The sequence below is a fragment of the Streptomyces sp. NPDC052012 genome (assembly GCF_040689265.1).
Classification (GTDB): domain Bacteria; phylum Actinomycetota; class Actinomycetes; order Streptomycetales; family Streptomycetaceae; genus Streptomyces.
Genome location: NZ_JBFAXA010000016.1, coordinates 76150 through 89057 on the forward strand (window position 1 = coordinate 76150; position 12908 = coordinate 89057).

The 12908-nt window shown below is 74.5% G+C and carries 14 protein-coding genes; 6 read left to right on the top strand and 8 right to left on the bottom strand.

Features of this window, described 5'->3' with window-relative positions; genetic code table 11:
• Positions 1–8: 8 nt before the first annotated feature.
• The 3 genes from AB0412_RS23825 (at position 9) to AB0412_RS23835 (ending at position 2104) form a co-directional block, all read left to right on the top strand.
• Complete coding sequence (locus tag AB0412_RS23825) at positions 9–1067, top strand: DUF6745 domain-containing protein (RefSeq protein ID WP_366404591.1); 1059 nt, start codon at positions 9–11, stop codon at positions 1065–1067.
• An 85-nt stretch (positions 1068–1152) separates the two neighbouring features.
• Complete coding sequence (locus tag AB0412_RS23830; RefSeq protein WP_366404592.1) at positions 1153–1302, top strand: hypothetical protein; 150 nt, start codon at positions 1153–1155, stop codon at positions 1300–1302.
• 124 nt (positions 1303–1426) lie between these two features.
• The gene (locus AB0412_RS23835) at positions 1427–2104 is read left to right on the top strand and encodes an adenosylcobinamide amidohydrolase (protein WP_366404593.1); all 678 of its coding nucleotides are present in this window, start codon (positions 1427–1429) and stop codon (positions 2102–2104) included.
• Positions 2105–2142: 38 nt separating this feature from the next.
• On the opposite strand, the gene AB0412_RS23840 is transcribed toward AB0412_RS23835, so the two are convergent.
• The 7 genes from AB0412_RS23840 to AB0412_RS23870 form a co-directional block, all read right to left on the bottom strand.
• Positions 2143–3039: an SDR family oxidoreductase gene (locus AB0412_RS23840; protein ID WP_366404594.1), complete on the bottom strand. Its 897-nt coding sequence runs from the start codon at positions 3037–3039 to the stop codon at positions 2143–2145.
• A gap of 19 nt (positions 3040–3058) precedes the next feature.
• Entirely contained in the window at positions 3059–3535 is a 477-nt protein-coding gene (locus AB0412_RS23845; protein ID WP_366404595.1) for a hypothetical protein, read from the bottom strand.
• 50 nt (positions 3536–3585) lie between these two features.
• On the bottom strand, positions 3586–5205 hold the full coding sequence (locus AB0412_RS23850) for an NAD(P)/FAD-dependent oxidoreductase (protein WP_366404596.1): 1620 nt from the start codon (positions 5203–5205) through the stop codon (positions 3586–3588).
• The gene (locus AB0412_RS23855) at positions 5198–5704 is read right to left on the bottom strand and encodes an SRPBCC family protein (protein WP_366404597.1); all 507 of its coding nucleotides are present in this window, start codon (positions 5702–5704) and stop codon (positions 5198–5200) included. Before AB0412_RS23855 ends, AB0412_RS23850 begins: the two co-directional genes overlap by 8 nt.
• A 108-nt stretch (positions 5705–5812) precedes the next feature.
• Positions 5813–6685 carry an oxygenase MpaB family protein gene (locus AB0412_RS23860; RefSeq protein WP_366404598.1) on the bottom strand — a complete coding sequence of 291 codons (873 nt, stop codon included), beginning with the start codon at positions 6683–6685 and terminating at the stop codon, positions 5813–5815.
• A gap of 133 nt (positions 6686–6818) precedes the next feature.
• Positions 6819–7085 carry a hypothetical protein gene (locus AB0412_RS23865; RefSeq protein WP_366404599.1) on the bottom strand — a complete coding sequence of 89 codons (267 nt, stop codon included), beginning with the start codon at positions 7083–7085 and terminating at the stop codon, positions 6819–6821.
• 107 nt (positions 7086–7192) lie between these two features.
• Positions 7193–7366 (bottom strand): CsbD family protein, encoded by a 174-nt coding sequence (locus AB0412_RS23870; protein ID WP_366404600.1) that lies wholly within the window; start codon positions 7364–7366, stop codon positions 7193–7195.
• A gap of 114 nt (positions 7367–7480) precedes the next feature.
• Here AB0412_RS23870 and AB0412_RS23875 point away from each other — a divergent pair, with 114 nt between their 5' ends.
• Positions 7481–8212: a GAF and ANTAR domain-containing protein gene (locus AB0412_RS23875; protein ID WP_366404601.1), complete on the top strand. Its 732-nt coding sequence runs from the start codon at positions 7481–7483 to the stop codon at positions 8210–8212.
• Positions 8213–8259: 47 nt separating this feature from the next.
• On the opposite strand, the gene AB0412_RS23880 is transcribed toward AB0412_RS23875, so the two are convergent.
• Positions 8260–8847, bottom strand: a complete 588-nt coding sequence (locus AB0412_RS23880) for a hypothetical protein (RefSeq protein ID WP_366404602.1) — start codon at positions 8845–8847, stop codon at positions 8260–8262.
• 214 nt (positions 8848–9061) lie between these two features.
• On the opposite strand from AB0412_RS23880, the gene AB0412_RS23885 reads away from it, so the two are divergent.
• Both AB0412_RS23885 and AB0412_RS23890 read left to right on the top strand, forming a co-directional pair.
• Positions 9062–11650 carry a SpoIIE family protein phosphatase gene (locus tag AB0412_RS23885; protein ID WP_366404603.1) on the top strand — a complete coding sequence of 863 codons (2589 nt, stop codon included), beginning with the start codon at positions 9062–9064 and terminating at the stop codon, positions 11648–11650.
• 90 nt (positions 11651–11740) lie between these two features.
• Positions 11741–12736, top strand: a complete 996-nt coding sequence (locus AB0412_RS23890) for a DMT family transporter (protein WP_366404604.1) — start codon at positions 11741–11743, stop codon at positions 12734–12736.
• The last annotated feature ends 172 nt before the right edge of the window (positions 12737–12908 follow it).

Below are 12908 nucleotides of genomic sequence, written 5' to 3' on the forward strand. Positions count from 1 at the left end.
GTTCGAGGATGACATCGACGGTCACGACGACGGTGACGGTGACGGATCAGCCGGTCGGTGCCGGGGACGGGGTGGCGCGCTGGCGGGAGTGGGCCTCGGCCGCCGTGCCCGCCGACCGTGCGGCGGCGGAGGAGGGCATCCGGCTGGCGTACCGGCGCGCCGGGCTGGCGGAGCCGGAGCGGGTGGTCTGGGCGGGGTCGCCGCGCGAGGGCGTGACACTGGCGCGGGAGGGGACCGGCTTCGGGGCGAGCGTGCGGGAGACGGTGCGCTCGGCACCGTGGGCGGCCGAGCGGCACCGCCTGCGTCAGGAGTTGGGGGCGGCGGGCTGGGCACGGCACTGGTCGGCGACCGGCGGTGCCCTGTGGGACTCCACGCAGGCGCTGGTGGACCGGATCCGCGCGGGGGTGCTCGACGAGCTCGCCGGGGAGGACCGGGCGGCCCGTACGGAGATACGGCTGATCCTGCTGGACGCGCTGCTCGGGCAGCACGACGCGCCGTGGCTCGCCGCGCTGGACCGGGACGGGTCACCGCTGGAGGGTGCGGCGCGGGTGTGCCGCAGCGCCGGCTGGTGGTGGCCGTTCGAGAAGGTGGCGGTGGTGTGTGAACGTCCCGTCGCTCTGCACCGTGACGAGGCCGGGCGACTCGACCACGGCGAGGGGCCCGCGCTGGAGTTCCCCGACGGCTTCGCGCTCTGCGCCTGGCGGGGCATGCCGGTGCCGCGCGCCTTCCTCGAGGAGCTGCGCACGCTCACGCCCGAGCGGATCCGCGCCGAGGAGAACGCCGAGCTGCGGCGGGTGATGCTCGAGTACTACGGCTACGACCGCTACTTGTCCGACTCCGGGGCGCAGCCGGTGCACCGGGACGCGACGGGGACGTTGTGGCGCATCGAGCTCGTGGGCGACGAGCCGGTCGTCATGGTGGAGGTCGTCAATTCCACGCCGGAGCCGGACGGCAGCCACCGCACGTACTGGCTGCGCGTCCCGCCGGCGACACGGACGGCACGGGAGGGGGTGGCGTGGACGTTCGGGCTGGGTGCCGAGGTGTACGCGCCGGTGCGTGAGACGTGAGGCCTTGAGTCCGCCGGCCGGGGTAGGCGCAGTGGGCAAGGGCAAGCACGCACAGCGCACGGACGCGCGAGGAGAGGAGCCCCCCATGCCGAGCATGATGGAGCGCATCAAGCGATTCGCCAGGAGCCCCCAGGGGCGGCGTACGACAGAGCAGGTGCGGCGGGCCGCGGCCGATCCGCGGCGCCGTGCACAGGCGCAGCGCCTGCTGGGCAAGCTCCGCGGCGGCCACCGCTGACGGCTGCCGCTGACGGCTGTCGCCGAGGTGCGCCGCCGGAGCGCCTGTGACGGCCCCGGTGCGGGCGGGGTGGGCGGTGCGGCATACGATCGGCCGGTCCCACCCCCGCGAGGAGTTCCGCCCGGTGACCGCCGTCGTTCCACCGCCCCGCAGCGCCGAGGGGCTGCTGCGTCCGCGCCGTCTCACCCGCGCCGAGGACGGTGAGCGGCTGCGGTCCCTGCTGTGGGTCGCCGGCCCCGGCTGGCGGATGATCAGCAGCGCCGTCCTGGGGGGCGGGATCGGGGAGCGGGCCTGGGTGCTCAATGCCCAGGTCTCCCACGGCTACCGGCGCACCGACCCCGACCGTCACCTCGCCGCGCTCGCCGCGGCGGCGGGTGTGCGGGGGCCCGGGGTGGGGCTGATGACTGCGGCCGATGTCTCGGCGTACGCCCACGCCCGCGACGGCGGCGCGGAAGCGGTCGTCACCTCCGGTATCGACGTGCGCGGCTGGGCGGCCTCCGCCGAGGAGGGCGGCGGCCCGCGGGCTCCGGGCACGATCAACATCGTCGTCGCCGTGCCCGCGGCGCTCACCGATGCCGCTCTGGTCAACGCGGTGGCGACCGCCACGGAGGCGAAGGTCCAGGCGCTGCTGGAGGCCGGGTACGACTGCTCCGGCACGCCCACCGACGCGGTGTGCGTCGCCGCCCGCGCCCCCTCCCCCGGCGACGAGCCCTGCACCTTCGCCGGCCCCCGCTCCCTGTGGGGGGCACGACTGGCCCGTGCGGTCCACCGAGCGGTACTGCACGCGACGTCCGCCCGCTGAAGCCCGAACGTCCGCGAGGACCCCGAACGTCTGCGGTGTCATCCGTCCCGCCGTACAGCCGCCCGGTCGGCCTGGCCGCCCGCGCCCAGGGGGCCCGTGTGCCGCAGCGGCTGCTCCGCCTCCAGACGGGACAGTTCACGGCGCGACACCCGTAGGACCAGAGGCGGCAGGACCGCGCGCGTCGCTTGGACCAGGCGCAGCCAGCGGGGGACGTAGACGGCCGTGCTGCGGTGTTCGACTGCCGTGGCGAGGCGTGCGGCGACGACCTCGGCAGGGTGGACGCGACGCGCCGGGAGCGGCATGTGGGCGCGGAGTTCTCGGAGCACGGGGTAGCGGTCGGCGTCGCGGATCATCTCGGTGTCGGTCCAGTTGACGTAGCCGATGCCCACGGCGACTCCGCGGTGGGCCACTTCGGCCCGCAGGCTGTGCGCAAAGGCCTCCACGCCGGACTTGGAGGCGCAGTAGGCGCTCATCATGGGCGCGGCACCGAACGAGGCCAGCGAGGCGACCTGCAGGTAGTAGCCCTGGGTCCCGAGGAGGTCCGGGAGGAAGGCTCGGGCGGTCGCCGCGCTGCCGGTGAGGTTGACGTCGATGATCCGGCGCCATGTGGCGGGGTCGGAGGTGGCGAACGGGCCACCCTCCGCGACGCCCGCGTTCGCCACCACGGCCGAGGGTGTGCCCAGGCGCGCCCGCACCAGGGCGGCGGCGGTCTGCAGCCCGGCCTCGTCGGTGACGTCGACCTCGTGGACCAGCGCCGGGGTGGGCAGGTCGGCCGCCACCGCCGCCAGTTCGGCCGGCTCGTGGCCGAGGAGCGCGAGCCGGGCACCGCGCCGGGCCAGATCCCGCGCCACGGCCGCACCGATGCCCCGGGCCGCGCCGGTCACCACCACGGTGCGGTGCAGCAGGGGGCCCGGGCCCGTCGGTGGTGCCTTCACCGCCTTCACCGTCTCCCCGTCACCCTTCCCCGTCCCGGGTGCCGTCGGCGGGAGTGGTGTCGGGCCGGGCGGTGTGGTCGGGGTGGCCGACCGTGCGGCGGGCCTCCTTCATCTCGGCCTCGTAGAGGTGGTCGCGGCCGTCGGCCAGCTCGTCGACGGCGGCTCGTTCGATCTCACGGAACGGCTGGTAGTAGGTGGCGTCGTAGGCCTCAATGATCTGGAACGTCCAGTGACCGGGGATCACGTTGCGGCCGAGGACCTGGGTGCGCACCGTCTCGGCCCAGTCGGTGTGGCCGGCCTTGCGGAGCAGTTCGACGGCGCGGTCCAGTTCGAGGTCGGCGGTGCCGGTGAGCTGGTGGAAGCTGTAGAGGTGACCGCGGGCGCGCTCGGTGGTCTCCAGCGCCTTCGACAGCGACCCGAGGGCCGCCACCGTTTCGTCGCTGACCCCCTCGGGACGCTGATGGGCGCGGTCGGGGCCGTCGTCGTGACCGGTCATCGTCTCGCCTCCGCCTGTGGTCGTGGTGTTCCTGTTCGGTCGCGGTCGCCTCACGTGTGGTCCCGCTCCCCGGACCGCCGGGTGAGCAGGCGCTGGGCCTGCGACAGTCCCGGTGCCAGGCGCCCGCGCAGTGCGGCGCGCGCGGCGTTGGCGCCCGCCGCGCCGTGCACGCCGCCGCCCGGGTGTGCGGCCGCGGAGGCCAGGTAGAGGCCCTTCACGGGGGTCTCCGGGCGGCCGGTGCCGGGGGTCGGGCGGAAGAACAGCTGCTGGTGCAGGGCCGCCGTGCCACCGTTGAGGGCGCCGCCGTGCAGGTTCCGGTCGAGGGACTGCAGTGCCGGCGGGGCGAGGATGCGGCGGGCGAGGATGCGGGAGCGGAAGCCGGGCGCGAACCGCTCGACCTGGCGCTCGACCCGGTCGGCCATGATCTCCTGCTCCCTGGTGTCCCAGCTCCCGGTGAGCCCTTCGTGGCCGGCGTCGCCGGCGATGTCGTGGGGGACGTGGGTGTAGGCCCACGCGGACTCGGTGCCTTCGGGTGAGCGGGACGGGTCAGCGGTGGTCATCTGGCCGAACAGGCAGAAGGGGCGGTCCGGGACCTGTCGCATGGCGATCTGGGCGGCGAAGCAGGTGAGTTCGTCGACACCGTCGGCCAGATGGACGGTGCCGGCACCCACGGCCGGCTCCGTCTGCCAGGGCACCCGGCCGCCGAGCGCCCAATCGACCTTGAAGGTGGCGAAGTCCCACTGGAAGCGCCGCAGGTCGTCGAGGAGCCGGCCGGGAAGGTGCTCGGGGGCGACGAGGTGGCCGTAAAGATCGGGTACTGCGACATCGGCCAGGACGGCCCGCCGGGCCCTGGCCGTGTCGCCGGTGGCGGTGCGCACTGCCACCGCCCGGCCGTCGCGCACCAGGACGCGGTCGGCCCGCTGCCCGCAGCGCAGTTCGCCGCCACGCGTGCGCAGCCGGCGGACCAGGGCCTCGGTGAGGGCGCCCGCGCCGCCGGCCGGAACGGGGAAGCCGTAGGTCTGTCCGAGCATGGCCATCAGCCAGCCGTAGCCGCCGCTGCCCGCCGCCTCGGGGGCGAGGTCGGCGTGGAGGGCGTTGCCCGCCAGCAGCAGTCTGCCGCCCTCGCCGCGGAACTCCTCCTGCCCCATCCGGCGCACCGGCAGCAGCAGGGTGCGGGCAACGTGCAGCGCGCCCGCGGCGCGCAGCCGCAGGGCGAGCCGGGCCGCGGAGCGGACGGGCGGGAACGGCGTGAACAACGCGTCGAGCAGGTCGGGCCGCAGGCGCTGCCACAACCGGTGCAGTCCGCGCCAGGCGGCTCCGTCACCGGCTGCGAAGCCTTCCAGAGACTCGGCGGTGACGTCGATCCGGCGGTCGAGCACCGCGCATCTGCCGTCCGTCAGCGGGTGGGCGAGGACGTGCGGGGCGTGGCTCCAGCGCAGCCCGTGATCCTCCAGGCGCATCGCGGCGAGGACCGGGGAGGCGGCGGCGAGCGGATAGAAGGAGCTGCACAGGTCGTTGACGAAGCCGGGGTCGACGCCCCGGTCGTGGCGTACCGCGCCACCGGGTTCGGGCTGCTCCTCCAGCACGAGCACACTCCAGCCGGCGTCGGCGAGGACGTTCGCCGCCACGAGCCCGTTGGGGCCGGCCCCGATCACCACCGCGTCAGGCACGGGCGGCTCCCTCGTCCGGCCCCGGCGTCACCACCTGCCCCAGGGGGCGGCGGCGCTCCTCCTCGGCGGCCTCGGTCTCGCAGAGCTCCGCCAGCCGGGCCAGCATGGCGCGGTGACGCAGCTGGATGAGGGCTTCGACGGCCACGTTGTGCAAGGTCCCGCCGACGCCGTGCAGCGGGTGCTCGTCCACGACGACGAGGCAGTGCTCGCCCCAGGGCCGCAGCTCGATCGCGATGCGCGCGGTGCCGAGCGCCCCCGCCTGGGCCTCGAGTTCCAGGGTCTCGCCCCGGACGCAGCGCCGGACGACCGTGTGGTTGGACAGCTGCACCGGGCCCAGGCGGACGGTGTAGCGGATCGCCGCGCCGAGGTCGGGCCAGTGGCCGTGCTCCGGCTCCGAGGACGAGGTCCCCACCACCCACTCGGCATAGCGGCTGCCGTCCGCGAGGACGGACCAGACGGTCTGCGGGCTCGTTCTGATCAGACGATGTCGGACCGCCACGACGACCTCCCATGTCCTTCAGCGGCACCAGTCAGCACTGAGTGCCCCCTGTGAGAGAGGTCAACCGGCGGCAGCACCAGGAACCCTCGGCGCGACCCCGGCGCGCCGCTACCGTGCGTCGCGCGGCGGCGGCAGCACCCAGCGGATGCCCGCGGTGACGGCCGTGCCCAGGGGGCGCACGCACACGCCCTCGGCCGGGGGGACGCGGGGCAGCCACAGGGCACGCGTGGCCCAGCCCGGCAGCAGCGACACGGCATTGGCGGCCAGGACGCCGTACGGCAGCCGGGCGAGGAGCGGTACGGGCGGGTTGAGCAGCAGGAAGCGTGCCGTGCTGCGTGCCTCGGGGGTGGCGCGCAGGTCGCCGCGGTAGGCGGCCAGCCGTTCGTCGAGTCCGGCGCGGTTCACCGGCGGGTCGACGACGCCGAGTGCGGTGGCGACGCGCGCCATGTCGGCGACGTACGCGTCGCAGCCCGCGGCGTCCAGGGGCCGCGCGCCGTATTGCTGGTGGGCGCGCAGGAAGCAGTCGACCTCGGCGATGTGCACCCAGCACAGCAGGCGGGGGTCGTCCGCCCGGTACTCCTGGCCGTCGGCGGTGGTGCCGCGCACCGTCGCGTGCACGGCACGCACCCGGTCGACGGCCCGCTGGGCGCTGTCGGCGGTGCCGTACGTGGTCACGGCGAGGAAGGAGCTGGTCCGTTGGAGCCGGCCCCAGGGGTCGCCGCGGAATCCGGAGTGTCCGGCCACGGCGGCCATGGCCAGCGGGTGGAGGGTCTGCATCAGCAGGGCGGCGAGTCCGCCGATGAACATCGAGGCGTCCCCGTGCACCCGCCGGACGGGCCGGTCGGGACCGAACCAGCGCGGGCCGGGCATACCGTGGATCTGCTCGCGGGTGTGCCGTCCGTCCGGTCCCGCGACCCGGGAGAGGATCGCGGTGCCGATGCGGTCCCGCACTGCCGAGCCCCCGTCCGAGAGGAGTCCCATGGCTCCCTCCGCTTCCTGTGTCCGCACCGCCCACGACGACCGAGCCGGCAGCGACGGCCGCGAAGGCCGCGACAGCCGCGCTCTACGCGTACCCCTGCCCCGGCGCCCTTCCCGGTACGCGGGCACGGTGTGCTCAGGGCACGTCGCCGCGCCAGTCGAAGACCCGCTCCCCCGTGCCGCGGGGTACGTAGACGGCACGCCCGCCCGCTCCGTAGCGCCCTATCTCGGTGGGCAGGACCACGCCTTGTCCCCGTTCCGTCTCCGAACGGTCCGTGACGTCCAGCAGGAGGCCGTCCAGCGGACCGCCCGCCAATTCCACGTACGTCCGTCCCGCGCGCGGGCCGGGATCGTCGTGATCCGCGCCGTAGACCCGGCCGCGCATGAACTCCAGTTCGTCCATACCGGCAGGGTGGCATCCGGCACTGACAATCGGGCGGGGCCCCCGCCACGGCAGGGACCACGCCCGGAGTCGTCCGTCGGTGTCGTCCTTCAGTGCGTAGAAAACTCTCAGTGCTTGAAGACGTCCTTCGTCTTCTCCTTCGCCTGCCGCGCGTCGCCCTTGGACTGCCCGGCCCGGCCCTCGGCTTCGAGCCGCTCGTTCCCCACGGCGCGGCCCGCCGCCTCCTTGAGCTTGCCCTTGGCCTGTTCGGCCTTCGCCTTGGCCTTCTGCTCTCCAGCCACCGTGACTCACTCCCAGTCGCGTTCGCGATCGGTGTTCCTGGGGGGCCGGGTCGCCTATGACGCGTCGCTCAAACATGGTGCGGAGGGAGGTACGCCGGATGCGGGCGTGCAACCATGGGCTGGGTACGGACCGGATCGGCCCGGGAGGCGGCGGTGGACTGGCGTGGCTTCGCACAGCAGATGGCCTCCATGGCCCGTGACCTCCTGGCGGAGGGCACCCTCGACGACACGCTGAAACAGATCACCACCGCGGCCGTGGACCTCGTGGAGGGCTGCGACGCCGCCGGCATCCTCGTCCTCCAGGGAAAGCGTGTTCGCTCGCTGGCCCCGACGGACCCGTTGGTGGTCGACAGCGATCGCCTCCAGGAACGTCTCCAGGAGGGGCCGTGCTTCGACGTGGCCCGGCCGGAGACCGAGGACCGGGTCTTCCGCATCGTCGACTTCACGGCGAAGAACGACCGCTGGTCCGCCTTCGTGCCGGCGGGCCGGGAGCTGGGGGTGGGCAGCATGATGGGGTTCCTGCTGTACACGCGGGAGGAGGAGCTGGGGGCGCTCAACATGTACTCCCGCAAGCCCGGCATGTTCACCGAGGACAGCGAGACGGCGGGCTGGCTGCTGGCCTCGCACGCGGCGGTCGCCTTCGCCACCGCACGGACCGACGCCCAGCTGCAGGAGGCGATCGCCACCCGGCACCTGATCGGCGAGGCGATGGGCATCCTGATGGGCCGCCATCACATCACCGAGGACCAGGCCTTCGACATCCTGCGCATGCACTCCCAGCGCACCAACACCAAGCTGCGCGACGTGGCGCGCCGGGTGTGCGAGACCGGCGGCCCGGACGCCTGAGCGCCCCCCGCCTTCCGGCCGGGGCGCCCATTGCCGTGCGGCCGTGCTCAGCGTGTGCCCGTCCAGCTGTGGGCCACGTCGATCACGACGCGGTCCGTCAGGTGCAGGACGCGGAACGGCAGGCGGGCGCGCACGCCGAGGCCGATCTGGGTGTCGCCCTCGAAGCTGCCCGCGAACCGGGCGTCCCTGAAGGTGCGGTACCCGGCCAGGTCGACGCCGGGCAGGGGGCGTCCGGCGCGCGCCGGATAGGTGGGGGCGCCGGTGCCGGGGTCGTAGGCGGGGGCGGCCACCCGCACCTCGAGGACGGCGCCGCCGGCGACGGGGATGTGCCGGCCCGAGCCGTCCTGGTGGAGACGGTCGACGTACCGGACGGAGTAGCCGACGCCCCGGCCCGCGCCCGGCAGGTCGACGACCATCCGGTCGTAGCAGGCGTGCCGGCCGGTCCTGATGTCCCGCACCGGTGTGGTGGTGGCGGTGGTGTCGGTCTTGGGGAGGCTGCCCCAGCCGGTGGGGCAGGCCGTGGTCCTGGTGGGCGCGGTCTGGGTGGCCACGGCCGGGACCGCGGCGGCTCCCAGCGAGGCGCCGACGAGCGCGAGAGTCGCGCAGACGGTTCTGGTAGTTCTGGTTCGTAGCATTTTCGCCCCCCGGGCTTGCATGTGCCTGTTATCGGGTGAGACGACCCGCTCGGGCCGAAGGTTGCGCTTCATCCCGGCCGTTTCCGGGCGGCGGACCCGTGCGGTGGGACGGCCCCTGCCGACGGTGGCGCATCCGCCGCGCCTTCCCGGCGCGCATGGCACATCCTGGTGAGGAGCGAACCAATCCTGTGCGTCCGCACCGGGAGGACGCGAGATGGAAGAGGCAGCCGCCGTACCGGACGGAGAACGGCGCGCAGGCACGGGCGGCCGGGGCGAGGAGGACATCCGGACCGGGGAGCCGGCCCGGATCGAGGACGCGCTCGCGGAGCCCGCCCTGGCGGCCGTCCGGGACCTGGGCGGTTACGGCGGGCTGGTGTATCTGCGCTCGCCCGACCGGCGTTCGCTGGTGCTCTGTGTGGTGACCGGGGTTCCGCGGTCGCTGCTGAGGTCCTGGTGGCGGGTGCCCGTGGGCGGCGCGCTGCCCATGGCCGAGTCCTATCGGCGCCGGGAGAGTCTGTGGCTGCCGGACGAGCGGGCGACGATGCTGCGCTTCCCCCAGTTCACCGCCGCGCTGCCGTACCCGTTCGCCTCCGCGTACCACCCGGTGAGCGCGGGCGGCGAGGCCGTGGGGGTACTGGTGGTGCTGCGCTCGGCGTCCCTGGAGCCGATGGCGGCGGACGACGTCGGCTTCGCGCTGCGCAACGCCGGACGGGCCATGGAGCGGCGCCTCACGGAGTACGCCCGCCGGGTGCCCGCCCCCGCGCACCCCGGCGTGGCCGTCCCGGGGATCGAGTACGACGACCAGCCGGTCAGCGTGCGGCTGCCCACCCCGCCGGCCCGTGCCGTGCAGGTCGGCGGCATCGAATGGGACCTGGACACCGACCGCTGGTCCTTGGACGATGAAGCGCTGGACCTGCTGGGTCTCGACGCGTCCGAGTTCCGCGGCACCACGGCGGAGGTGGAGGACCGGGTGTGCCCCGACGACCTGCACGAGTTGCGGGCGAGCCGGCGCGACGCGCTGACGACCGGATACGTCAGAGCCCGGCACTTCCGGGTATTGGACGAGCCGGGTGAGGACCGGCAACCCCGCTACCGACCGGTCGAGCTGTGGGCCCATGTCGTACGGTCCCTTTCGGCCGGGCGGCTGCTGACGGGCGCGCTGGTCGACGCGGCGGGTGCGGCGGGCGCGGCGGAGGCCGCCGAGCGGCTGCCCGACGGGCTGTTCTCCCTCGACCAGGACGGCCGCGTGACGTTCGCCAACCGCCGCTGTCTCGACCTGCTGGGATGTGAGCGCAAGCAGTTGCTGGGCCACCACCCGTGGCGGGTGATCACCTGGCTGCACGACCCGGCCTACGAGGATCGCTACCGCGCGGCGATGCTGTCGCAGCAGCCGGTGTCGTACCTGGTGCCGGACCCACACGGCTCCTGGCTGGGATTCGTGCTCTATCCGGGAGTGCACGGCCTGACCGGCCGGGTCTTCCGCACGACCCCGCCGACGGGGGCGGAGCCGGCGCCGGCGGGCCGCGTCACCGATCGCGGCGCCGAGGCGGCAGGGGCGACCGCCCCGGCGGAGCCGGTCGCCCCGGCCCGCGCGGGCGCGCTGTACCACGTGGTGCAGATGGCCAGCGTCCTCACCGAGGCCGTCACCGTGGAGGATGTGTGCCAGGCGGTATCGGAGCAGTTGCTCCCGGCGTTCGGTGCCCAGGAGCTGGCCTTGTACACGGTCAGAGAGGGGCGGATGTACCTGCTGTGGGAGTCAGGCTATCCGAAGGGCTTCCTCGATCCGTTCGAAGGCGTGCCGCTCGACACCCCGCTGCCCGGCGTGCACGCCCTGACCACCCGGTTCCCGCTGTTCTTCGAGTCGCCGGACGCGCTGAGCAACGCGTATCCGGGCATCGCCCTGGACCGGATGAACTCGTGGTCGTTCCTGCCGCTGATCGCCTCCGGTCACCCGGTCGGGTCCTGCATCCTCGGCTGGGCGGACCGGCACCGGTTCACCCCCGACGAGCGCTCCGCGCTGACCGCGCTCAGCGGACTGGCCGCTCAGGCGCTGGAACGGGCCCGGCTCTACGACGCCGAGTCCGCCGTCGCCCGCGGACTGCAGGAGGGGCTGCTGCCGCACCGGCTGCCCCCCATCGAGGGCATGGTCGCCACCGGCCGCTATCTGCCCGGCACCCAGGGCATGGCCATCGGCGGCGACTGGTACGACGTCATCAGGACCGGCCGCGGGGTGGCTCTGGTGATCGGTGACGTGGAGGGGCACAGCGTGAGTGCCGCGGCCGTCATGGGGCAGCTGCGCAGCGCGGTGCACGCCTTCGCCGCCAGCGGGCGCCCGCCGCAGGAGGTCATCACCCACACCAACCGGCTGCTGTCGGAGCTGGAGGCGGACGCCATCGCCACCTGCTGCTACATCGAGCTCGACCCGCGCACCGGCCGCGCCCTCGCGGTGCGGGCGGGCCATCCGCCGCCGCTGCTGCGCCACCCCGACGGCCGCGCCGAGGTCCTCGATCTCGTCGGCGGGGTGATGCTGGGCGTCCAGCCCGAGGCGGTCTATCCGGTCACCGCCCTCACGCTGACGGCCGGCAGTGTGCTCGCGCTGTACACCGACGGGCTGGTGGAGATGCCGGGCGGCGACATCGAGACGGGCATCGAGGCGGTCCGCCGCTGCCTGGCCGACACGCGCACGGACTCGGTGGAGCAGCTCGCCGACCAGCTGATCAAGGCGGCGCACCGGGCGGAGGACCGGCTGGACGACGTGGCCCTGCTGCTCACGGCGTACGGCTGGGAGGCCGAGCCCGGCTGACCGGCCGCGCTCCGGCGCGCGAAGTGGTCCTCCATGGCGCGAGGGAAGTGGACCTCTCGGCGGACCGCCGTGCTTCCTAGCGTCGGTGCCATGAACTCCACCGCCACGCGCGGCGCCCTGCTCGCCGCCCTCGCCTGCGTCCTCGTCGGAGGCTCCTTCACCGCCAACAGTGTTCTCGGCGACTACCCGTACGCGGGCGGCCAGTTCCTGCGTTACGCACTGGCCTGCCTGCTGCTGGTCCCCCTCGCCGGGAAGGGCGCGGCCGGCAGGCTGCGCTCGCTCACGTCCCGTCAGTGGGCCCGGCTCGCGCTGCTCGCCGCGGTCGGCATGGTCGGCTTCAATCTGGCCGTGCTCGCCGCGGAGCGATCCGCTGAACCCGCGGTGCCCGGTGTGTTCGTGGGCTGCGCGCCGGTGGTGGTCGCCGTGCTCGTGCCGTTGCTGGACGGGCGCAGGCCCCAGCGCCTCGTCCTGTACGGGGCGGTGCTCGTGGCCGTCGGCGCGTTCACGGTGCAGGGCTGGGGGCGCACGGACGGGGCGGGCATCGCCTTCTCGGTGTGTGCGCTGGCCGGGGAGGTCGGGTTCGCGGTGCTGGCGGTGCCCGTGCTGCGCCCCCTCGGTCCGCGGCTGCTGTCGGCGGTGGTGAGCGGTGTCGCCGCGGTCGAGTCGGCGGCGGCCGGGATGATGCTCGACGGGACGGACTGGCTGCGCGGGCCGGACCGCGTCGAGGCGGCGGCGCTGCTGTGGCAGGCGGTGGTGGTCACGGTCATCGGGTTCGTGTGCTGGTACATGGGCATGCAGCGGATCGGCGCGGAGCGCGCCACGCTGTACTCCGGGCTGATCCCGGTGGCCGCCGCCTGCACCGCGCCGCTCGTCGGCACCGGCGCCTACGGCCCGGCCCAAGCGGTGGGCAGCGCCCTCGTGGGGGCCGGGGTCGCCCTGGGCTCCGGGGTGCTTAGCCCTGCGGCACGCGGCCGGCGTACGGCCGTACGCGCCGGCACGCGTATGCGCCACCCGTTCCTTCGGCGGCCGGCCGCCGGTCCCCCTGGCCTCGGTGAAGCGGACACCGTCGTCGCACGGGACCGGTGAGCACGCACCCTGTGAGGCGGCGGGCCATCACCGTGCCCCCCGGGGCGTGAGCGGCGGGCGTCACCATGCCCCTGCCCCGCGCGAGTGGCGGGCCGTCACCGTGTCCGCATGGTCCGAGATGCCGGGATGATCCCGCGCGCATGTAATGGGACGCGGGGTCGGGAAGCGCCCG